The sequence below is a fragment of the Variovorax sp. YR752 genome, from assembly GCF_943372545.1.
Genome location: NZ_CALRZC010000054.1, coordinates 18,128 through 39,306 on the forward strand (window position 1 = coordinate 18,128; position 21,179 = coordinate 39,306).

The window sequence follows — 21,179 nt, forward strand, 5'->3', positions numbered from 1 at the left end:
GGCGAATCGCCCATGAACGCACCCGTCTCCCACATCGCGCTCGAAACCGTCGAGATCGACACCAGCGACGATCCGCTGTGGTACCGCGACGCGGTGATCTACCAGCTCAACGTCAAGGCCTTCTTCGACTCCAACAACGACGGCATGGGCGACTTCCGGGGCGTGACCGCCAAGCTCGATTACGTGAAGGAGCTGGGCGTCAACACCATCTGGCTCATGCCGTTCTACCCGTCGCCCCTGCGCGACGACGGCTACGACATCTCCGGGTACGAAGACGTGCATCCGCAGTACGGCACGCTCGACGACTTCCGCGAGATGCTGGCCGAAGCGCACAAGCGCGGCCTGCGCGTGATCACCGAGCTGGTCATCAACCACACCTCGAACGAGCACCCGTGGTTCAAGGCCGCGCGGCTGGCGCCGCCCGGTTCGCCCGAGCGCGACTTCTACGTGTGGAGCGACACCGACCAGATCTACCAGGGCACGCGGATCATCTTCACCGACACGGAAACCTCGAACTGGACCTGGGACCCGGTGGCCAAGCAGTACTTCTGGCACCGCTTCTTCAGCCACCAGCCCGACCTGAACTTCGACAACCCGGCGGTGCTCGAGGCCATCTTCAAGACCATGCGCTTCTGGCTCGACATGGGCGTGGACGGCTTCCGGCTCGACGCCATTCCCTACCTGGTGGAGCGCGACGGCACCAGCAACGAGAACCTGCCCGAGACGCACGCGGTGATCAAGCAGCTGCGCGCCGCCATCGACGCGCAGTACAAGAACCGCTTTCTTCTGGCCGAGGCCAACATGTGGCCCGAAGACGTGCGCGAGTATTTCGGCGATGGCGACGAGTGCCACATGGCGTACCACTTTCCGCTGATGCCGCGCATGTACATGGCCATCGCGCAGGAAGACCGGCACCCCATCGTCGAGATCATGGCGCAGACGCCCGACATTCCCGAGGGCTGCCAGTGGGCCATCTTCCTGCGCAACCACGACGAGCTCACGCTCGAGATGGTGACCAGCAAGGAGCGCGACTACATGTACACCATGTATGCGGCCGACATGCGCGCGCGCATCAACCTGGGCATCCGCCGGCGGCTGGCGCCGCTGATGGAAAACGACATGGACCGCGTCAAGCTCATGAACGGCATGCTGCTGTCGATGCCGGGCTCGCCCATCATCTATTACGGCGACGAGATCGGCATGGGCGACAACGTGTTCGTGGGCGACCGCAACGGCGTGCGCACGCCCATGCAGTGGAGCCCCGACCGCAACGCCGGCTTCTCGCGCACCGACCCGCAGCGCCTGTACCTGCAGCCGATCATGGACCCGATGTTCGGCTACGAAGCGCTCAACGTGGAAGCGCAGGCGCGCGACGCCAGCTCGCTGCTCAACTGGACCAAGCGCATGCTCGCCGTGCGCAAGACCAGCTACGCCTTCGGGCGCGGGCGGCGGCGCTTTCTCAAGCCGGGCAACCGCAAGATCCTGGCCTACCTGAGCGAGTACGACGGCGACGTGATCCTCACCGTGTTCAATCTCTCGCGCGCCGCACAGCCGGTGGAACTCGACCTGTCGGAGTTCAAGGGCTTCGTGCCCATCGAGATGCTGGGCCGCGCGCCGTTCCCGCCCATCGGCGAGCTGCCTTACTTGCTCACGATGTCGTCGTACGGCTTCTACTGGTTCAAGCTCACGGCCGAGGCCGATGCGCCGAGCTGGCACCAGGAAGGCGTGGCGCTGCAGGAGTGGCCCACGCTCGTGCTGTTCGACGGCTGGACCAGCTTCTTCCGCGAGCGCGTGATGCCGTGGCGCATCGGCATGTCGGAGCGCATGCGCGCCCAGTTCGAAACCGAGACGCTGCCGCGCCACATCGAGATCCAGCGCTGGTACGCCTCCAAGGGCACGGCCATCCGGCGTGCGCGCGTGGCCGACCATGCCGTGTGGGACGTGGACGGCCTGAGCTGGATGCTGGCGCTGCTCGACCTCGAAGGCCCGGCCGGCGGCGCCACCTACTTCATGCCGCTGGCCCTGGCGTGGGAAGAGCGCGACGAGGAGCGCATGGCCGGCGTGGCGCAGGCCGCGCTCGCCAAGGTGCGCCAGCAGGCGCAGGTCGGCCTCATGGGCGACGCCTTCTACGATGAGGCCTTCTGCCGCGCGCTGCTGCGCACCATCGCCAGCGGTGCCGAGTTGCCCACCGCCAACGGCAAGCTGGTGTTCCGGCCGACGGCGGCCTTCGCAGGCCTGCAGGTCGACATCGACGCCCTGGCCGTCGGACGCCCGAGCGGCGTGAGCAGCAACACCGTCATCACGCTGGACGAAACGCTGTTCCTCAAAGGCTACCGTCATGTGCGCGAGGGCATCAACCCCGAGCTGGAGATGGGCCGCTTCCTCACCGAAGACGCGCACTACCCGCACTGCGTGCCCGTGCTCGGCGCGCTCGAGTACCTGACGAACGACGGCCGCACTATGACGCTGGCGATGGTGCAGAGCTACATGCCCAACCAGGGCGACGGATGGGACCACACGCTCGGCTACCTGGAGCGCTTCCTGCGCGATGCGGCCACCACCGACGGCGAGGCGCGAGGCCGGGTCGAAGGTGCCGAGGTGGCCGCGGTGCACGGCGGCTTCCTGGCGCTCATGGCCACGCTGGGGCGGCGCACCGCCGAGCTGCACCGGGCGCTCGCCGTGCGCACCGGCGCAGCGGCCTTCGACCCCGAGCCGCTTGCGGCGGCCGACTTCGCCAGCTTCAAGACGCTGGCCGCGAGCGACGCCACCGCCACGCTCGCGCTGCTGCGCGAACGCCTGGACCTCGTGCCCGGCGCCGCGCAGGCCGACGCGCGCACCTTGCTGGACGCGGCCGATGCGCTGCAGGCGAGCATCGCGGCGCGCCATCCGGTGGAAGGCGGTGGCATCAAGAGCCGCTACCACGGCGACTACCACCTGGGCCAGGTGCTGGTGAAGGACAACGACTTCGTCATCATCGACTTCGAGGGCGAGCCCGCGCGCAGCTTCGAGGAGCGCCGCACCAAGAGCTCGCCGCTGCGCGACGTGGCGAGCATGCTGCGCTCGTTCAACTACGCGCGCTGGTCGGCGCTGCGGCGCGTGGCGCAAAGCCCCGAAGAAGCCCAGCGGCTGGCCGCGCCGGCCATCGCCTGGGAACGCGCCACGCGCGAAGCGTTCCTGGGCGGCTACGGCGCCGACGGGGCGCCGATCGACGCCGAACTGCTCGCGCTGTTCGAACTCGACAAGGCCCTGTACGAGCTGCGCTACGAGCTCGACAACCGCATCGACTGGGCCCAGGTGCCGCTGCACGGCGTGCTCGCGTTGATCAACGCGCCGCGTGCCTGATCCACCACCTACAGCCATCCCCAGCCACCTCACCGGAAGACACACCATGGAAAACTTCGGCATTCACCTGGAGCCGCTGCGCGCCATCCTCTACCAGGTCGGCGCCTTCATTCCGCGCCTGCTGATCGGGCTGGTGGTCGTGCTCGTCGGCTGGCTGGTCGCCAAGGCGGCCCGCTTTGCCGTGACCAAGGCGCTGCGCGCCGTCAACTTCAACGTGCTCACCGAACGCGCGGGGCTGGACAACTTCCTGCGCCAGGGCGGGTTCCAGGGCGACACCAGCAGCCTGTTCGGCGTGCTGATGTACTGGCTGGTGATCCTGGCCTCGCTGCTCATCGCCTTCAACGGCATGGGGCTGAGCTACATCGCCGACCTGCTGGGGCGCATCGTCTGGTTCGTGCCCAACGTGTTCGTGGCGCTGCTGGTGCTGGCTTTCGGCTCGTACTTTGCGCGCTTCGTGGGCGAGGCCGTGGGCAGCTATTTCCGCAGCGTGAAGATGCAGGACGCCGTGCTCTTCGGCAAGGTCGCCCAGTACGCCGTGATGGCCTTCGTGATCCTCATCGCGCTCGACCAGGTGAAGGTGGGCGGCGACATCGTGCGCGAGAGCTTCCTCGTGATTCTGGCCGGCGTGGTTTTTGCATTGGCGCTGGCTTTCGGCCTGGCAGGCAAGGACTGGGCGAAGGCGCAGATCGAGCGCTGGTGGCCCAAACAGGTGCAGGTCAGCGGCAGCAGCAAGACAGCCCCGCCCGTCGTGACGCCCGTGGGCACGCCGCCACGCTTCGACACCACCGACCGTCCACCCCGTTGAATTTTCTTTCCACGCCCATCGGCCCCTGAATGACATCCAAGACCCATCCGACGATCACGGCCGTCTGGCCCGGCCGACCTTATCCGCGCGGCGCCACCTGGGACGGGGAGGGCGTCAACTTCGCGCTCTTTTCGCAGCACGCCGACAAGGTCGAACTCTGCCTGTTCGACGAACGCGGCCGGCATGAACTGCAGCGCATTGCGCTGCGCGAGCGCACCGACGGCGTGTGGCACTGCTACCTGCCCGAGGCCCGCCCCGGCCAGGCCTACGGCTACCGCGTGCACGGGCCCTACAAGCCCGAGGAAGGGCACCGCTTCAACCCGCACAAGCTGCTCGTCGATCCGTACGCGAAAGACCTCGTGGGCGAGCTGCGCTGGGGCGATGCGCTCTACGGCTACACGGTCGGCAGCAAGCGCGAAGACCTGTCCTTCGACCGCCGCGACAGCGCGCCACTCATGCCCAAGGGCCGCGTGCTCGAAACCGCCTTCACCTGGGGCGACGACCGCCGCCCCTCGGTGCCATGGCAGGACATGGTGATCTGCGAGATGCACGTGCGCGGCTTCACCATGACGCACCCCGACGTGCCGCCCGAACTGCGCGGCACCTACGCCGCGCTCGGCTGCGCGCCGGTGGTCGACCACCTCAAGCGCCTGGGCGTGACCACGGTCGAGCTGCTGCCTGTTCACAGCTTCCTGAACGACCGCCACCTGGCCGAGAAGGGGCTGCGGAACTACTGGGGCTACAACACGCTGGCCTTCTTCGCCCCCGAAATGCGCTACAGCGCCTCGGGCAAGGTGAAGGAGTTCAAGACCATGGTCAAGACGCTGCACTCCGCGGGCATCGAGGTGATCCTCGACGTGGTCTACAACCACACCTGCGAAGGCAACCAGCTCGGGCCGACGCTCTCGATGCGCGGCGTGGACAACGCCAGCTACTACATCGCCAACGCCGACAACCGCCGCTACTACGACGACTTCACCGGCTGCGGCAACACCGTCAATCTCGAGCATCCGCATGCGCTGCAGCTGGTGATGGACTCGCTGCGCTACTGGGCCGAAGAGATGCACGTCGACGGCTTTCGCTTCGACCTGGCCTCGGCGCTGGCGCGCGAGTCGGGCAAGGTCGAGAACCTCGGCGGCTTCTTCGACGCGATCCGGCAAGACCCGACGCTCAACCGCGTGAAGCTCATCGCCGAACCGTGGGACCTGGGCCACGGCGGCTACCAGGTCGGCAACTTTCCGCTCGGCTGGGCCGAGTGGAACGACCAGTACCGCGACGGCCTGCGCGGCTTCTGGAAAGGCGATGGCGGCCTCATCGGCGAGGTGGCCAAGCGCGTCACCGGCTCGGAAGACCTGTACGGCTGGTCGGGCAAGCGGCCCACGGCGAGCATCAACTTCATCACCGCGCACGACGGCTTCACGCTGCACGACCTGGTGTCGTACAACGACAAGCACAACGAAGCCAACGGCGAAGACAACCGCGACGGCAACAGCCACAACGTGTCGTGGAACTGCGGCGTCGAAGGCCCCACCGACGACCCCGAGGTGCTCGCCCTGCGCGAGCGCCAGAAGCGCAACCTGCTGGCCACGCTCTTGTTGTCGCAGGGCGTGCCGATGCTGCTGGCCGGCGACGAGCGCGGCCACACGCAACAGGGCAACAACAACGTCTACTGCCAGGACAACGAACTCGGCTGGATCGACTGGGCGCCCACGCCCGAGCGGCTGGCGCTCACGACCTTCGTCGAGCGCATGGTGGCGCTGCGCCGCGCGCACCCGTCGTTCCGGCGCCGCAACTTCTTTGCGGGCAAGCCGGCCGAAGGCGAGACGCTCACCGACGTGCACTGGCTCAAGCCCGACGGCGCCGAGATGCGCCCCGAAGACTGGAACGACACCAACGCGCGCTGCATCGCGATGTACATCCCCGGCGGCGGCATCGCCGACCGCGGGCCGCGTGGCGAGGCGCAGCACGACGACGACTTTCTGGTGCTGATGAACGCGCACCACGACGAGATTGCCTTCACGCTGCCGGCGATGCCGCACGGCGCATGGCGGCTGCTCGTGGACACCGCGAGCAATTCGCCGCCGCCGACCACCGACGATGCCGCGTCGCTCGCGCCCGCGTGGAGCGAGCCCGCCTATCCGCTGCAATGCCGCTCACTCGTCGTGATGAGCCGGCCGGATGTACGGCCATGAGTGCGCATTGCCACGCCATGCCATTCGGCGCCACGGTGCGGGAGAAGGGCGTCGAGTTCGCGGTCTGGGCGCCGTCGGCGGAGACCGTCGTGCTCGAACATCCCCTGGCGTCGCAGCCGATGACGCGCGACGCCAAGGGCTGGCACCGCCTGACGGTGCTCGATGCGCAACACGGCGACCGCTACAGCTTCCGCCTGCCCGACGGCACGCGCGTGCCTGACCCGGCGTCGCGCTTCAACCCTGACGACGTGCACGGGCCGAGCACGGTGATCGACCCGCGCCGCTTCGACTGGACCGACGACGCCTGGCGCGGGCGGCCGTGGGAAGAGGCCGTGGTCTACGAACTGCATGTGGGCACCTTCACCGACGAAGGCACGCTGCGCGCCGCGACGGCGCGGCTCGGCGAGCTGGCCGAACTGGGCATCACCGCGGTCGAGCTGATGCCGCTCGCCGACTTTCCGGGACGCCGCAACTGGGGCTACGACGGCGTGCTGCCGTTCGCGCCCGACGCCTCTTACGGCACGCCCGACGACCTGAAGGCGCTGGTCGATGCCGCGCATGCGCTCGGCCTCATGGTGCTGCTCGACGTGGTCTACAACCACTTCGGGCCCGAGGGCAACTACCTGCATGCGTACTGCCCCGAGTTCTTCAACGCGGGCAGGCAGACGCCCTGGGGCGCGGCCATCAACTTCGACGGGCCGCGCTCGCGCACGGTGCGCGATTTCTTCATTCACAACGCGCTCTACTGGGTGGAGGAGTTCCGCTTCGACGGCCTGCGCATGGACGCGGTGCACGCCATCCACGACGAGACGCGGCCGCGCATCGTGCATGAGATCCGCGAGGCGCTGAACAACGGCCCGGCCCGCGAACGCCATGTGCACCTGGTGCTCGAGAACGACGCCAACCAGGCCTCGATGCTGCTGCGCGACAGCCGCGGCCGGCCCGTGGCCGGCACGGCGCAGTGGAACGACGACCTGCACCATGCGGTGCATGTGCTGGTCACCGGCGAAGGCGACGGCTACTACGCCGACTATGCCGACGACCCCGTGCGCCGGCTCGCACAGGCGCTGGCCGAGGGCTTCATCTACCAGGGGCAGCCGTCCGCCTTCCGCCACGGCGAGGCGCGCGGCGAACCGAGCACGCGGCTGCCATCGACGGCTTTCGTGTCGTTCCTGCAGACGCACGACCAGGTCGGCAACCGCGCCTTCGGCGAGCGCATCCACGCGCTGGGCGATTCGGTGCTGGTGCGTGCGGCCATGGCCTGCCTGCTGCTGTCGCCGCACGTGCCGATGCTGTTCATGGGCGACGAGTTCGCGGCCTCCACGCCGTTCCAGTACTTCTGCGATTTCGGACCGGACCTGGCGAGCGCCGTGTCCGAAGGACGGCGCGCGGAGTTCGGCGGCTTCGCCGCTTTTGCAGACGAAGCCGCCCGCGCGCGCATTCCCGATCCGAATGCCGAGGCGACCTTCATGGCGTCGAAGCTGCGCTGGCGTGAACGCGGCACGCGTGCGCACTTTGCGTGGCTGTGCGAGGTGCAGCAGCTGCTGGCACTGCGCCATCGCCTCATCGTGCCCCGGCTCGGTGGCATGGCGGGCGCGGGCAGCTGGCGGTGCGAGAACGGCACGCTGCAGGTGCAATGGGCCCTGGGCGCGGCACGGCTTTACATGCTGGCGCACTTCGGAACGCAGCCCGTGGAACTGCTCGCCGACCTGCCGGGCGAGGTGGTCCACAGCGACGGGGTGACGCGCGGCGACAGCACGCTGAGCCTGGGGCGCGGCGCGGTCCACGTGACGCTGGAAGCACTGCATGGCGGATGACGCGTTCCGCCAGCTGTGCGCGCACTTCGGCATCGCGCCCGGCTATTTCGATGCCTTCGGCGTCCGACGCGAAGCCTCCACCGACAGCCTGATCGCGCTGCTGGCCGAGTTCGGCGTGCGGCTCGACAGCACCGCCGACGCGGGCCCCGCATTGGCAACAGCCCGTCGCGTGCGCTGGGCGCAGGCGCTGCCGCCGGTGCAGGTCGTGCGGGCCGGAAGCGTCGCGTGGTCGGTGACTCTGCGGATGCCGGTGTCGCTGAGCCGGCTGCGCTGGCAGCTCGCGGACGAGCACGGGCGGGAGGTGGAAGGCGAGGCCGATGCCCACGCTTTTGCCGAGACGGATCGCACCGACATCGACGGTGTTGCCTGGTGCCAGCGCACATTGCAGATACCGCTGGCGCTCGAAGCCGGCTACCACCGGCTGCACATCGATGGCCTGCGTGGCGAGACCTGCGTGCTGGCCTCGCCGGGCCGCTGCTACCGGCCGCCCGCGGTGCGCGACGGCGGGCGCGTCTGGGGCCCGGCCGTGCAGCTGTACAGCCTGCGCTCGCCGCGCAACTGGGGCATCGGCGACTTCGGCGATCTCGAAGACCTGGCCGTTCGCATGGCGGCGCAGGGGGCCGACGTCATCGGGCTCAACCCGCTGCATGCGCTGTTCGCGAGCACGCCGCTGCACACGAGCCCGTACAGCCCGTCGTCGCGCCAGCAGCTCAACGTGCTGTGCATCGACGTGGAGGCGGTCGACGGTTTCGAGGCCTGCGATGCAGCCCGCGCACGCGTGCAGTCGCCCGACTTCCAGGCGCGGCTCGCCGCGTTGCGCGCGAGCCCGTTGGTCGACCACGCCGGCGTGGCCGCAGCGAAGTTCGAGGTGCTCGCGCTGCTCTTCACGCATTTCTGCGCACGGCACCTGCCCGTGGACAGCACCCCCAGCGAGACAGGTCGGGCGTTCCTCGCCTTCGTCGCGGAGCGCGGCGAAGCGCTGCGCCAGCACGCGCTGTTCGAAACGCTGCAGGCCCACTTCCTCGCGACCGAAGGCGGCGCGTGGGACTGGCACGACTGGCCTGCTGCCTACCGTGACCCCGATTCGGCCAAGGTGACCGCGTTTGCCGTGGCGCATGCATCGCGCGTGCAGTTCCACCAGTACCTGCAGTGGGTGGCGGCGCGGCAGCTGGCGCGGGTGGCGGCGCGCTGCGATGCGCTCGGCATGGGCATCGGCCTGTACATGGACCTCGCGGTGTCGGTGGATCGCGCCGGCTCCGACGCCTGGGGCGCGCAGCAGGTGTTCGCGTCCGGCGCCAGCGTGGGCGCACCGCCCGACGAGTTCAACCCCGCCGGCCAGGGCTGGGGCCTGCCGCCGCTGCGTCCCGACCGCCTGCGCGCCGAGGGCCATCGCTTCTTCATCGAGACGCTGCGCGCCGCCATGCGCGGCGCGGGCGCGCTGCGCATCGACCACGTGATGGGCCTGATGCGGCTGTTCTGGATTCCGCGCGGGGCCAGCGCGCGCGAAGGCGCGTATGTGTCCTACCCGCTGGACGAGATGCTCGCCATCGTGGCGATCGAAAGCCACCGCAACCGCTGCATGGTGGTGGGCGAAGACCTCGGCACGGTCGAGGATGCGGTGCGCGAAGCGCTTGCGCAGGCCGACGTGCTCTCGTACCGCCTGCTGTATTTCGAGAAGCAGCACGACGTCGGCCGCTTCAACCCGCCCGAGGCTTACCCGGCCGCCGCGCTGGTCGCGATCGGCACGCACGACCTCGCGACCTTCGCCGGCTGGTGGACCGCTGCCGACCTGCGCGAACGCCTCGCGCTCGACCTGTTCCCCGACCCCGCGGTGTTCGACCAGCAGCTCATGGACCGCGCGCAGGAGCGCATCGCGTTGATGCAGGCGCTGCAGCAGGCGGGCCTGCTGTCGCGCGAGGAGGTGGGGCAGGCCGCGGGGCGCGCGCTGCCGTCCGCGCGCCTCGTGGAAGCGGCGCACGCCTTCCTCGCGGCGACACCCTCGGCCCTGATGATGGTGCAGCTCGAAGACGTGGCCGGCGTGGTCGCGCAGGCCAACCTGCCCGGCACGGTCGACACGCACCCGAACTGGCGACGCAAGCTGCCCGAATCGGTGGCGGCGCTGGTGAGCGGCGAACGCATGCGCGCGCTGGGCGAGGCCTTGCGGGCGGCGCGGCCTCGCAAGGTCGAAACCCGCACCGAACCGCCCGGCCTGCAGACCCGCGTGCCGCGCGCCACCTACCGGCTGCAGTTCCACAAGGGCTTCGGCTTCGACGACGCGATCCGCGTGCTGCCGTACCTCGCGCAGCTCGGCGTGAGCCACGTGTACTGCTCGCCGATCCAGCGCGCCCGCGCGGGCAGCATGCACGGCTACGACGTGGTCGCCCATGCGCAGGTCAACCCCGAGCTCGGCGGCGAAGAGGGCTTTGCGCGCTTCGTCGACGCGCTGAAGGCCCACGGCCTCGGCCAGCTGCTCGACATGGTGCCCAACCACATGGGCGTGTTCGGCGCCGACAACGCGTGGTGGATGGACGTGCTGGAGAACGGCCCCGCCTCGCCGTTCGCGCCGTATTTCGACATCGACTGGCACCCGCTCAACGTCGAGCTGACCGGCAAGGTGCTGCTGCCCGTGCTGGGCGTGCACTACGGCGAAGCGCTGGACAACGGCGAGCTGGTGCTGCGCTTCGAGGCCGACACGGGCAGCCTCGCCCTCGGCTACTACGAGCACCGTTTTCCGCTCGCGCCCGAGAGCTATCCCTTCGTGCTCGAGCGCGCGCTCGCGCGGCTGGGCGATGCGGCGGCGTGCGACCGGCTCGCGAGCCTGTCGACCGCGTTCGGACACCTGCCGCGGCGGGACACGGCTTCTCCCCAGGCGCAGGCCGAGCGCGTGCGTGACAAGGAGTTGCTCAAGGCCCGGCTCGCGCGGCTGGCGCTGCGCCATCCGGCGGTCGCGCAGGCGCTCGCGGCGTCGGTGGCCGAGCTCAACCTGGCCCAGCCCGACGCGCGCGATGCGCTGCACCGGCTCATCGAGTCGCAGGCTTACCGGCTCGCGCACTGGCGCGTGGCGGCAGACGAGATCAACTACCGCCGCTTCTTCGACATCAACGACCTGGCGGCCGTGCGCATGGAGCGCGACGAGGTGTTCGAGGCGACGCAGTCGTTCGCGCTCGACCTCGCGGCGGCGGGCGTGGTGGACGGCCTGCGCATCGACCACCCCGACGGCCTGTACGACCCGGCGGACTACTTTCGCAAACTGCAGGAGGGCTATGCGCGCCGCGCCGGGCTCGTGCTGCCCACGCACGATGCCGACGGCCGACCCGCGCGTCCGCTGTACGTGGTGGCCGAGAAGATCGCCGGCGCGCACGAAGAGGTGCCCGACCGCTGGCACGTGCACGGCACCACCGGCTACCGCTTCGCGAACGTGGCCAACGGCGTGCTCGTCGACACCACGGCCGAGGCCGCCGTGGTGTATGCCTGGCAGCGCTTCACCGGCGAGACGGACGACTTCGCGGCGGTCTGCCGGGCGGGGCGGCGCGAGGTGATGCGCAATGCGCTCTCATCGGAGCTGAACGTGCTCTCCACCGAGCTGCTGCGCATCGCGCGGGCCGACCGCCGCACGCGCGACTACACGCTCAATGCGCTGCGCCGCGCGCTGGCCGAGGTCGGCGCGTGCATGCCGGTCTACCGGACGTACATCGTCGACGGTCCCTCGGCGCAGGACGCGCGCTTCATCGACGAGGCCGTGGACGAGGCGGTGCGGCAGAGCGGCGACGCCGACCGCTCGGTCTTCGACTTCGTGCGCAGCGCGCTGCGCGGCGAGGCCGTCGCCTCGGCACCGGCCGCGCTCGCCGAGCGCGTGCGACGCTTCTCTGTGCGCTTCCAGCAGTTCAGCGCGCCGGTGGCGGCCAAGGGCGTGGAGGACACGGCGTTCTACCGCTACTTTCCGCTCAGTGCGCTCAACGAGGTGGGCGGCGAGCCCGACCGGTTCGGCATCGAGGTCGAGGACTTCCACGCATCGAGCGCCGACCGCGCGCAGCGCTGGCCCCACACCATGCTCGCGACCTCGACGCACGACAACAAGCGCTCGGAAGACGTGCGCCACCGTATCGACGTGCTGTCCGAAATGCCCGAGGAATGGATGCAGGCGCTCGCGCGCTGGCACGGCCTGTGCCGCAGTGCGCGAAGCAGGCTCGCCAGCGGCGAAGCGCCATCGCGCACCGACGAGTACCTGCTCTACCAGACGCTGCTGGGCACCTTGCCGGTGGGCGGACTCGACGCCGACACCGCGCCGGGCTTCAGCGATCGCATCTGGCAGTACATGCAGAAAGCCGCGCGCGAGGCCAAGCTGCGCACGCGGTGGTCGCAGCCCGATGCGGACTACGAGGCCAAGCTCGAACATTTCGTGCGCACGCTGCTGGCCGATCCGGCCTCGAACGACTGTCTAGCGGACATACAACGGCTGGCCGACACGATGGCGTGGTTCGGTGCCTGGAACGGCCTCACGCTCACCTTGCTGAAATACGGATCGCCCGGCGTGCCCGACCTCTACCAGGGCAGCGAACTCATCGAACTGAGCCTGGTCGACCCGGACAACCGGCGGCCGGTGAACTACGCGCTGCGGCAAGAGCGGCTGGCGGCGCTGCAGGCGATGGCGGGGCAGGGAGACCTGGCGGTGCAGGTGCGCGCGATGGTGGCGTCGCCGCACGACGGCCGCGCCAAGCTGTGGTTCATCTGGCGGCTGCTGTCATTGCGGCATGCGCAGCCGCTGCTGTTTCGCGAGGGCAGCTACGAGCCGCTGCAGGTCGAAGGACCGTTGGCACGGCATGTCGTCGCCTTCACGCGCCGGCACGAGGGGCAGATGCTCGTGGTCGTGACGGGGCGCCTGTTCGCCGCGTTGTCGCGCCGCAGTACGGGCGACGATGTGGCACCGGCGCTGCCCGATGCGCAGGTCTGGAAAGGCACGACGGTGCGCCTGCCCGAAGGCGTGAGGGAGGTGGCGTTCGAGAACCCGCTGACCGGTGAGTCGTTGACGGCCGGAGCAGGGCGCATCGACCTGGCCGACGCGCTGCGGTGCATGCCGTGGGGGGCGTTCCACGCCCGCACATCGTCCTGACGCTGACCCTGGCGCCGGTGCTTGGCGGCCTCTCAACCGATGCCGGGCTGCCGCAGCAGCTCGGCTTCATCGCCGGTGATCCTGCGTCAAGGTCGAATTTCGGTGACCTTCGCACCCTGCACCGACGCACCCGCCTCCAGGCCCACATTGGTCACCACGAAAGCGACCACGGGTTGCCGGAAGGTGCTCGAGTCGATCACGCCGTTGGCGCCGTAGCGTGCCAGCGCGACCGTCGCGTCGGCGCCCACGGTCCAGCCGCGGCTCTGGCGGAACTTGTCCAGCGCCTCCTTGGAGGTGAACACGTAGAAGACGGCCTTCGACTGGGCACCGGCCTGGAAGCCGATGGAGCCGGCGGTCGTGCTGTAGTAGGCCTGCGTGCGGCCTGCGGTGCGCAGGGCACCGCGACCATATTCAGCGCCTACGCCCAGGCTGCCGCCGACCACGGAAGGGAAGACCAGCACGCCCTGCGCGCCCGCAACGAGTGCGCGCGAGCCGGTGACGGTGTCGTAGAGCCGGGACAACGACGCGTCGACCTGGGCGTCGATGGCCGATGCCGACGAAGCCGGGACGTCGCTCGCCGCTCCGGTGGGGCGGGTGACCGTGCAGCCGGTCACGGCGAGGCTCGCCGCGATGGCGGCGACTGCAAGCAGGCGGGAAGGTGCGACGTACATGGCGAGTCCTCCAACAAGGGGGTGATGAATCGATCGGCAGCGCTTCGTCGGGTCAGGCCTCGACGGGTTGCGAAATGCCGCAGAGCGCTTCCGTGGCCGGCTTGGCCTTGGGCTCCTTCACCGCGACATCGGCCAGCGCCAGGATGCCCACCAGCCGCTTGTCGCGGTCGACGATGGGCAGGCGCCTCACCTGGTGCTCGGCCATGAGCTGCGCCGCATGATCGACGGCGTCGTCCTCGTAGGCCCAGCGGATGCCGTCCGACATGACGTCGCGCACCTTGGCGTTGCCGTCGTGTCCCTCGGCGATGCCGCGGATCGCAATGTCCCGGTCCGAGATCGCGCCGATCATGCGGTCGTTCTCGCCCACCGGCATCATCCCGAAGTCGCCGTCGCGCATGCGCTTGGCGGCCTCCGCGATGGTGGCGTCGGGACTGATGACCTCGACATCGCGGGTCATCACAGCGTTGACTTTTCGCATCTGGAATCCTTTGAAGAAAAGTGGGTGGGGCTGCCGCGGTCCGCGGCAGGAAATAGGGTGCGCACGGCTGCGAACCCGCGCAGATACAGGTCTAGTCTTCTCTGCGGCCCGAGGTGTAGGACAACCACCGAAAAGCCGGTGGTGCAAAGGAAGAACGCGTGGACGCCGCCCGGCGCGCGCTCCTCATTGCGGCGTTTGATGGTGCAAGGCCAGCAGCCACGCATCGCCCTCTTTCACGTACGTCGAACTGCACAGGGCGCGATAGACCACGCCTTCATGCCGTGACGCCGTCGCCGAATAGACCAGCAGGGCCACGTGGTCGGACGGCCTGAGCAGTTCTCGCTTTTCAAAGTTGGCGTGAACCCAGCGGCTGCCGGATTGAATCGAGTCCAGCGTCGCCGCGCGGTCCAGCACGCCCGCGGGGGCGGGGAACACCATCAGCGCGTGTTCGGACAGGTGCTGTTCGTAGAAGTCGGCGCCGGCAGACCAGAACTGTTCTTCGATGCGCCACAGGTTGTCATCGTCCATGGGAACCTCCTGCAGGGGGTTGCTCCCTCTCGTCGCTGGCATCGCGTGGCGGTGCATGAGCGGGCGCGATGTCCCGCGTCCACACCGCCACGTCGCGTTCCGTCATGCCGCTGACCGGCGTGAGGCGCCCGTCCACGTAGCCGGCCTGTTCGACATCGTGCAGGTACTGCTCGCGCGACAGCAGCGTGCCTGCGCACACGTGGCGCTCCGAGGGCGCGGGCGGGCCGTGCATTTCATCGGTGAGGCGCTCGACCAGGCGGGCCATGACCCAGTCGGGAATGCGGTGGCGCTCGCCGGGGTAGATGTAGCCGAACAGCGTCAGGTGCGTCAGCAGCACGCGCCAGTGCGGACCGAAGCGAACCAGCAGGCTGGCCCAATCGAGCCGCTCGGCGCGGGCCAGCAGCAGGTGGGCGATGTCGCCGCCGTCGTAGCGCTCGCGTTCCATGATGAAGGCCTTGGACAGCAGGCAGTCCTCGACGTTGGCCACGAGCACCGGCACGCCCAGAACGTCGGCGCGGCAGTTGCCGTGGAACCAGCGCGCGTCGACCGGCGTCACGCCATTGCCCGAGTTGAAGATCAGGTCGATGAACGCGTCGCCGTCATACACCTTCGCCAGCCAGTGCGGATAGGTGAGCTCGGTGCGCCAGCCGTGCCGCTGCATGAGCGGCGCGATGCGCTCGAAGTCTTCGCGCAGGATGAACAGGTCCAGGTCTTTCGTCGCGCGGCGGATGCCGGTGTAGCAGGCCAGCGAAAAGGCGCCGCCCACCAGGAACGGAATGCCCGCATCGCGCAGGGCACGCAGGCTCTGGCGGTAGAAGTCGGCCACGCGGGGCGGGACTTCTTCCTCGAGCGAGGGGGCGAGCGTGGTGGTCGATGGCATGCGTGAAAGGTCGCGCGGCCAAGCGGCGCCGGGCCAAAGCCAACGGCCCCATCGCGCGTCGGCAGGCGCCTACAGCCGCTGCGGGAAGAGGCCGATGACGGCCGCGCGCGGCGGGGTACAGGCTGGTTCCCACGTTTGAAGCGCAACCGACCGGATCACCCATGCCCACGCCCAAATCCTCATCCCACATCCGCTTCGCCGCCGTCGGCGACATCCATGTCCAGAAGGACGCCGGCGGCACCTTGCGCAGCCTGTTCGCGCAGGCGAATGAAGAAGCCGACGCGCTGCTGCTGTGCGGCGACCTGACCGACTACGGCACCGAAGAGGAAGCCCGCGTGCTCGCCGAGGAACTGGGGGCGGTGCACATTCCCATCGTCGCCGTGCTGGGCAACCACGACTACGAATCGGGCACGCCCGAGGTGGTGAGCGGCACGCTTGCGCACGCCGGCGTGCGCGTGCTCGACGGCTCGGTCTGCGAGATCGAAGGCGTGGGCATTGCGGGCGTGAAAGGGTTCGGCGGCGGCTTCGGTCGCGGCGCGCTGGGCGCGTGGGGTGAGCCCGCGATCAAGCTGTTCGTGCAGGAGGCGCTGAACGAGGCGATGAAGCTCGAATCGGCGCTGGCCAAGCTGCGCACGCGGCGGCGCATTGCGCTGCTGCACTACGCGCCGGTGGTCGGCACGGTCGAAGGAGAGCCGGTCGAAATCTTCCCGTTCCTGGGCAGCAGCCGGCTGGAAGACCCGCTGGTGCGTTACCCGATCGACGCCGTGTTCCACGGCCACGCGCACCGGGGCACGCTGCGGGCACGCACGATCAGCGGCGTGCCCGTCTACAACGTGGCCAAGCCGCTGCTGCAGCGCAGCCGGCCCGACGTGGCACCGTTCTTTCTCTACGAGTTGCCGCGCGAGCCCGCCGACGCCAGGGCGCCGTCAGCGCCCTAGCAGGCCGAGCGCGCTCAGTTCCCGCTCGCTCGCAAGAACGGAAACCGTGCGTCGAGCGAGGCCACTTCGGGCAGCACATACACCGCGCGTCCCCGGCTCGCGAACATCGGCTTCACGTGCCGGTCGTAGAACGCCGCCGGCACGTTGATGCATCCGTACGAGATGCGGTTGTCGCTCGCGGTGGCGGAGGCCAGCCGCTGCAGCCGCTGCTCGCTGGGGTTGGTGGCCCGCACGCGGTGCATCGAGATCGCGGCGTCGTAGTCGATCCAGGTGATGTCTTCGCCCGAGGTGTTGGTGCCCGGTTCGGCGTTGAAGCGCCCCGCGGGTGTCGTGCGCTCCTCGGTGCGGATCTCGGCCATGGGCCGGCTGCCGATGCCGGGAACCGAGTCGTCGCCCCGGGCCAGGCCGAGCAGCACGGGGGACGACGCGGTCATGCGCCCGTCGCGGTCGAACAGGTACAGGCGTGCGGCCGTCTTGTCGAGGACGGCGAACGGCTGCGACGCGTTGTCCCCGGCGGCGGCGGCCGCCTGGGCAAACTGTTCAGCCGCAGGGAGCGGCCCGGCGCTGGCGGCGCTGGCGGGTTGAGGTGGCAGGCCCGCCAGTGCCGCAACCAGCATCACCCCTGCGAACGACGCGACCGTGAACCGGGTCGCGCGCTGCACGGGGGCCGATGCGGGAGGCCGTCCGCCGGGCTCAGTTGCGGTCGGCACGTGCGGGCCGCGGATCGTTGGCGGCCATGGTCGACGTATCGGTGCTCGGGGGCGGGGTGTTCATCGTGCTCGAACCCGTGCTGCCAGTGCTCGGCGCCGGCGACATGGTGCTGCCGCTTTGCGTGTTCTGCGGCGTGGTGCCGGTGGTGCCCATCGGGCCGCCGGTGGGGCTTTGCTGCCCGGCCCCTGTCGCGGGATTGGCGGGGGCGGTGGTTGGTGGATTGCCTTGGGCGAAGGCCACGCCTGCCAGGACGAGGGTGCCGGAAGCCAGGAGCGTGGAAAGACGTGAGAGGGTCATGGTGGGTCTCCAAAGAAAGATGCCAGCTGCCGAGCGCCGGATTGCAAGTCTCATGGCTGACCTTTCGCAGACTAGGCAGGTCAGGGTGACGTGTTGTCAGGGATGGACGACCTGCGGCGTAGGAAACGCAGTACATGGCAGTACGTGGCAGTATGTGGAGCGCGGTACCCGCAGCGGGCGCGCGTCGCTTTGCCCGCGCGGCCAGGACGACATCCGGGGTCGGTCTCCTCCCACATTCGCGCCTCCGGCACGGGACGAAAAAGAAGCCTCTTCCTTTGTATGTCTCACGATTTCAAGGAGTCGACATGGTGAATCCCAACCCCCGAAAGAACGACGCGACCGACGACGATGGTCGCGACACCGAACACAACAAGGCCGGCAACCAACCCCTCACGCCGCGCAACGAGCCGCGCCGCACATCCGAAAGCCGCCATGACCGCGAAAGCCAGGTCGGCAGCGGCAACCAGCATCAGTCCCGCCGGGGCGGCGGCTCGATGCCATGAGCGCGCCGACGGAGGCGCGTTCTGCTGCTGCATCCACCACCGGCACGACTGCGGTGACGCACCGCACGGTGCAGATCGACGACGTCGAGGTGTTCTACCGCGCGGCCGGTCCGGTGGGCGCCCCTGTGCTGCTGCTGCCGCATGGCTACCCCTGTTCTTCGTTCCAGTTCCGCGCGCTGATGCCGGCGCTGGCCGACCGCTGGCGCGTGGTGGCGCCCGATTTTCCGGGCTTCGGCTACAGCGGCACGCCCGATGAAGGCTTCGCCTTCGATTTCGACGGCTACGCGGACTTTCTCGACCGCTTCACCGCCGCGCTCGCGCTGCGCCGCTACGCGCTGTACCTGCACGACTACGGGTCGCAGATCGGCCTGCGCCATGCGATGCGGCGGTCGGGGCGGATCACGGCGCTCATCATCCAGAACGGCGACATCTACGAAGACACGCTGGGGCCGAAGTACGCGGCCATCAAGGCGTACTGGAACGACCCGAGCCCGGCGCATCTCGCGGTGCTGGCGGGCGCCGTGAGCGAAGAAGGCTTTCGTGAAGAGTTCATCGGCGAGGTGTCGCCGCGCGTGGCCCCGCGGCTCGCGCCCGATCTCTGGCGCCTCCACTGGCAGCTGATGGACACGCCCGCTCGGCGCGGCGTTGCGCTCGGTCTCATGAGGGGGCTGAAGGAGAACCTGCGGTGGTTTCCCCGCTACCAGGAGTACCTGCGCACCTACCGCCCGCCGACGCTGATCCTGTGGGGCCCGCAGGACGGCTACATGCCGATCGAGGCCGGGCGTGCCTACCTGCGCGATCTGCCCCATGCGGAGTTCCACGCGTTCGACGATGGCGGCCACTGGCTGCTCGAGACGCACCTGGCCGAGGTGGTGCCGCGGCTGCGCGATTTCCTGGGGCGGCACCTGCCCACTTCCGGGGCTGCACCGGACAAGATGATCGAAGGCGTGCCGGTATGAGCACCGCCGCCATTGCCCGCATCTGGCGTGGCCGCGTCGCGCGGGACCGTGCCGACGCCTACGAACGCTACCTGCAGGTGGAAGGCATTCCACCGCTTCTCAAGACGGCGCTCGCGGTGCAGCTGTTTCGCGAAGACCGCGCCACAGAGACCGAGTTCGTCACCACCTCCTACTGGCCCGACGTGGCCGCGATGAGCGCGTTCACTGGGGGCGACCCGAACGTCGTGCACCACCTGCCGCGCGACCCGGAGTTTCTGATCGAACTGCCCGAGCGGGTCGAGGTGCTGCGCATCGTCGTCAACACGTTCGCCTAGAAACCGACCAGAAAACGGAGCTTTCCTACACGGCGTTGCTGCGGCCACCGATGCGGCGGCCCGGCCGATGGCGCGACACCTAGCGCATGCACTTTTCCAGGTGCCGAAGAAAGGAAACACGCCATGAACAGAAGCTCTGCAAGACGGCAAGCCAGGAACGACGACCGGGAGAATTCGAACCTGTTCGTCTACGGCGCGGGCGTCGCGCTGTTGGTGTTCATCGGCGCGCTGCTGTTTTTCTATGCGATCGATCGGCGCGGCGAAGGCCCGGCGCACGAAGGCACGCCGCCTGCGGTGCAACAGCAAGCGCCGCAAAACGCGCCACCGGCCACCTCGGACACCCCCTCGAAGTAAGGTCGCCGTGCATGGCTGCGGCGCGCGAACCGGGTGGTGCAACTGACGGTCAGCCCTCGAAGGCTTCTTCGCTGGCGGTCGAAACCGCCAATGGGGCGACGGGCCTGCTCATCGTCGACATGATCAGCGCCTGGGATTTCCCGGACGCCGACAAGCTGCTTCCTGCGGCGCTGGCCGTCGCACCGCGCATCGCGGCGCTGCGGCGGCGGTGCAAGGCGCGGGGCGTGCCGGTGATCTACGCGAACGACAACCGCGGCCGGTGGCGCTCCGATTTCGCCGCGCAGGTCGAGCTGTCGATGGGCAACGGCGCGGCCGGGGCCCGCATCACCGCCCAGCTCCTGCCGGAGGCCGACGACTACTTCGTGCTCAAGCCGCAGCAGTCGGCGTTTGTCGCCACGCCGCTGGCGCAACTGCTGGGAGTGCTGGGCATCCGGCGGTTGATCGTGACGGGCGTTGCCAGCGACCAGTGCGTGCTCAGCACCGCCACCGACGCGCGCATGCACCAGCTCGAGGTGCTGCTGCCGCGCGACTGCATCGGCACGCAGACCGCGCGCCGCCAGGCGATCTTTCTCGCGCAGTGCGAGTTGGCCTTCGACATCGCGACCACGCCGGGGTCGCGCATCCGCCTGCCTGCCGAAAAAGGGGCAAAAGGGCGGGGCCGACCATGAGCCTTGCCACCCACTTTCTTCCTGTTGAATGAATGGAGCCTTCGATGACACACCCCATGCAGGCCGGGCCCCGGCCGCCTTTCGACACCCCCGAACAGACGCCCCCGGGCCTGGAGTCGGCCATGGACCCGCGTCCCGATTTCGGCGAGACCTCCTATGTCGGCTCCGGCAAGCTCAAGGACAAGGCCGCGCTCATCACCGGCGGAGACAGCGGCATCGGCCGCGCCGTGGCGCTCGCGTTCGCGCGCGAGGGCGCCCATGTGCTCATCTCGTACCTGCCGCAGGAGGAAGACGATGCGCAGTTCACCGTGCGGCTCGTCGAGGAGACCGGACGCACCTGCGTGGCCGTGCCGGGCGACATCTGCGAGGAGGCGCATTGCGTGCACCTGGTCGATACCGCCATGGCGCGCTTCGGTCGGCTCGACGTGCTCGTGAACAACGCCGCGTTCCAGATGTCGCACAAGAACCTCGACGAGATCACAGCCGAAGAATTCGACCGCACCTTCCGCACCAACGTGTATGCGAACTTCTTCCTGTGCAAGGCTGCGGTCGCGCACATGAAGCCCGGCAGCGCCATCATCAGCACCGCATCGGTCAATGCCGACAAGCCCA

18 protein-coding genes are annotated in these 21,179 nt (G+C 69.1%); 12 read left to right on the forward strand and 6 right to left on the reverse strand.

Annotated elements, in window-relative coordinates; translation table 11 throughout:
* Positions 1–12: 12 nt before the first annotated feature.
* From treS to AAG801_RS15045, 5 genes are read left to right on the forward strand one after another with little or no spacing between them, the layout of a single operon-like run.
* Complete coding sequence (treS, locus tag AAG801_RS15025; RefSeq protein ID WP_341889091.1) at positions 13–3,342, forward strand: maltose alpha-D-glucosyltransferase; 3,330 nt, start codon at positions 13–15, stop codon at positions 3,340–3,342.
* Positions 3,343–3,388: 46 nt separating this feature from the next.
* Positions 3,389–4,147 (forward strand): hypothetical protein, encoded by a 759-nt coding sequence (locus AAG801_RS15030; RefSeq protein ID WP_341889092.1) that lies wholly within the window; start codon positions 3,389–3,391, stop codon positions 4,145–4,147.
* A gap of 29 nt (positions 4,148–4,176) precedes the next feature.
* The gene (gene glgX / locus AAG801_RS15035; protein WP_341889093.1) at positions 4,177–6,339 is read left to right on the forward strand and encodes a glycogen debranching protein GlgX; all 2,163 of its coding nucleotides are present in this window, start codon (positions 4,177–4,179) and stop codon (positions 6,337–6,339) included.
* Entirely contained in the window at positions 6,336–8,156 is a 1,821-nt protein-coding gene (gene treZ, locus AAG801_RS15040; RefSeq protein WP_341889094.1) for a malto-oligosyltrehalose trehalohydrolase, read from the forward strand. Before glgX ends, treZ begins: the two co-directional genes overlap by 4 nt.
* Positions 8,146–13,266, forward strand: a complete 5,121-nt coding sequence (locus AAG801_RS15045; RefSeq protein WP_341889095.1) for a malto-oligosyltrehalose synthase — start codon at positions 8,146–8,148, stop codon at positions 13,264–13,266. Before treZ ends, AAG801_RS15045 begins: the two co-directional genes overlap by 11 nt.
* 86 nt (positions 13,267–13,352) lie before the next feature.
* Here the strand turns inward: AAG801_RS15045 and AAG801_RS15050 are convergent, their stop codons facing one another.
* The 4 genes from AAG801_RS15050 to AAG801_RS15065 all read right to left on the reverse strand — a co-directional run bounded on the left by AAG801_RS15050 (position 13,353) and on the right by AAG801_RS15065 (position 15,823).
* Complete coding sequence (locus AAG801_RS15050; RefSeq protein ID WP_101493924.1) at positions 13,353–13,937, reverse strand: YSC84-related protein; 585 nt, start codon at positions 13,935–13,937, stop codon at positions 13,353–13,355.
* Positions 13,938–13,989: 52 nt separating this feature from the next.
* Complete coding sequence (locus AAG801_RS15055; RefSeq protein WP_101493923.1) at positions 13,990–14,415, reverse strand: CBS domain-containing protein; 426 nt, start codon at positions 14,413–14,415, stop codon at positions 13,990–13,992.
* A 183-nt stretch (positions 14,416–14,598) separates the two neighbouring features.
* Positions 14,599–14,943: a nuclear transport factor 2 family protein gene (locus tag AAG801_RS15060; RefSeq protein ID WP_341889096.1), complete on the reverse strand. Its 345-nt coding sequence runs from the start codon at positions 14,941–14,943 to the stop codon at positions 14,599–14,601.
* Positions 14,933–15,823, reverse strand: a complete 891-nt coding sequence (locus tag AAG801_RS15065; RefSeq protein WP_341889097.1) for a nucleotidyltransferase — start codon at positions 15,821–15,823, stop codon at positions 14,933–14,935. The genes AAG801_RS15060 and AAG801_RS15065 overlap by 11 nt, the downstream gene beginning before the upstream one ends.
* Before the next feature lie 161 nt (positions 15,824–15,984).
* On the opposite strand from AAG801_RS15065, the gene AAG801_RS15070 reads away from it, so the two are divergent.
* A complete protein-coding gene (locus tag AAG801_RS15070; RefSeq protein WP_341889098.1) occupies positions 15,985–16,761 on the forward strand; it encodes a metallophosphoesterase in 777 nt (258 codons plus the stop codon).
* A gap of 14 nt (positions 16,762–16,775) precedes the next feature.
* Here the strand turns inward: AAG801_RS15070 and AAG801_RS15075 are convergent, their stop codons facing one another.
* Both AAG801_RS15075 and AAG801_RS15080 read right to left on the reverse strand, forming a co-directional pair.
* Positions 16,776–17,423 (reverse strand): L,D-transpeptidase, encoded by a 648-nt coding sequence (locus AAG801_RS15075; protein ID WP_341889099.1) that lies wholly within the window; start codon positions 17,421–17,423, stop codon positions 16,776–16,778.
* A gap of 31 nt (positions 17,424–17,454) precedes the next feature.
* Complete coding sequence (locus AAG801_RS15080; RefSeq protein WP_101493920.1) at positions 17,455–17,769, reverse strand: proteophosphoglycan ppg4; 315 nt, start codon at positions 17,767–17,769, stop codon at positions 17,455–17,457.
* A 305-nt stretch (positions 17,770–18,074) separates the two neighbouring features.
* Here AAG801_RS15080 and AAG801_RS15085 point away from each other — a divergent pair, with 305 nt between their 5' ends.
* From AAG801_RS15085 to AAG801_RS15110, 6 genes are all read left to right on the forward strand, one after another.
* The gene (locus AAG801_RS15085; RefSeq protein WP_341889100.1) at positions 18,075–18,272 is read left to right on the forward strand and encodes a hypothetical protein; all 198 of its coding nucleotides are present in this window, start codon (positions 18,075–18,077) and stop codon (positions 18,270–18,272) included.
* Positions 18,269–19,231: an alpha/beta hydrolase gene (locus tag AAG801_RS15090; protein WP_341889101.1), complete on the forward strand. Its 963-nt coding sequence runs from the start codon at positions 18,269–18,271 to the stop codon at positions 19,229–19,231. Before AAG801_RS15085 ends, AAG801_RS15090 begins: the two co-directional genes overlap by 4 nt.
* The gene (locus AAG801_RS15095; protein WP_341889102.1) at positions 19,228–19,545 is read left to right on the forward strand and encodes a hypothetical protein; all 318 of its coding nucleotides are present in this window, start codon (positions 19,228–19,230) and stop codon (positions 19,543–19,545) included. Before AAG801_RS15090 ends, AAG801_RS15095 begins: the two co-directional genes overlap by 4 nt.
* A 123-nt stretch (positions 19,546–19,668) precedes the next feature.
* Positions 19,669–19,899, forward strand: coding sequence for a hypothetical protein (locus tag AAG801_RS15100; RefSeq protein ID WP_101493916.1), 231 nt, complete (start codon positions 19,669–19,671; stop codon positions 19,897–19,899).
* 11 nt (positions 19,900–19,910) lie between these two features.
* The gene (locus AAG801_RS15105) at positions 19,911–20,567 is read left to right on the forward strand and encodes an isochorismatase family cysteine hydrolase (RefSeq protein WP_341889103.1); all 657 of its coding nucleotides are present in this window, start codon (positions 19,911–19,913) and stop codon (positions 20,565–20,567) included.
* Between the two features lie 44 nt (positions 20,568–20,611).
* The coding region (locus AAG801_RS15110; RefSeq protein WP_341889104.1) for an SDR family oxidoreductase at positions 20,612–21,179 on the forward strand (568 nt) is incomplete at its 3' end.

Coding starts and splice junctions, on each gene's coding strand:
- AAG801_RS15055 (WP_101493923.1), bottom strand. CDS start 14,415: ATGCGAAAAGTCAACGCTGTGATGACCCGCGATGTCGAGGTCATCAGT.
- glgX (WP_341889093.1), top strand. CDS start 4,177: ATGACATCCAAGACCCATCCGACGATCACGGCCGTCTGGCCCGGCCGA.
- AAG801_RS15030 (WP_341889092.1), top strand. CDS start 3,389: ATGGAAAACTTCGGCATTCACCTGGAGCCGCTGCGCGCCATCCTCTAC.
- AAG801_RS15090 (WP_341889101.1), top strand. CDS start 18,269: ATGAGCGCGCCGACGGAGGCGCGTTCTGCTGCTGCATCCACCACCGGC.
- treZ (WP_341889094.1), top strand. CDS start 6,336: ATGAGTGCGCATTGCCACGCCATGCCATTCGGCGCCACGGTGCGGGAG.
- AAG801_RS15060 (WP_341889096.1), bottom strand. CDS start 14,943: ATGGACGATGACAACCTGTGGCGCATCGAAGAACAGTTCTGGTCTGCC.
- AAG801_RS15095 (WP_341889102.1), top strand. CDS start 19,228: ATGAGCACCGCCGCCATTGCCCGCATCTGGCGTGGCCGCGTCGCGCGG.
- AAG801_RS15085 (WP_341889100.1), top strand. CDS start 18,075: ATGGTGAATCCCAACCCCCGAAAGAACGACGCGACCGACGACGATGGT.
- AAG801_RS15065 (WP_341889097.1), bottom strand. CDS start 15,823: ATGCCATCGACCACCACGCTCGCCCCCTCGCTCGAGGAAGAAGTCCCG.
- AAG801_RS15080 (WP_101493920.1), bottom strand. CDS start 17,769: ATGACCCTCTCACGTCTTTCCACGCTCCTGGCTTCCGGCACCCTCGTC.
- treS (WP_341889091.1), top strand. CDS start 13: ATGAACGCACCCGTCTCCCACATCGCGCTCGAAACCGTCGAGATCGAC.
- AAG801_RS15070 (WP_341889098.1), top strand. CDS start 15,985: ATGCCCACGCCCAAATCCTCATCCCACATCCGCTTCGCCGCCGTCGGC.
- AAG801_RS15045 (WP_341889095.1), top strand. CDS start 8,146: ATGGCGGATGACGCGTTCCGCCAGCTGTGCGCGCACTTCGGCATCGCG.
- AAG801_RS15100 (WP_101493916.1), top strand. CDS start 19,669: ATGAACAGAAGCTCTGCAAGACGGCAAGCCAGGAACGACGACCGGGAG.
- AAG801_RS15105 (WP_341889103.1), top strand. CDS start 19,911: ATGGCTGCGGCGCGCGAACCGGGTGGTGCAACTGACGGTCAGCCCTCG.
- AAG801_RS15050 (WP_101493924.1), bottom strand. CDS start 13,937: ATGTACGTCGCACCTTCCCGCCTGCTTGCAGTCGCCGCCATCGCGGCG.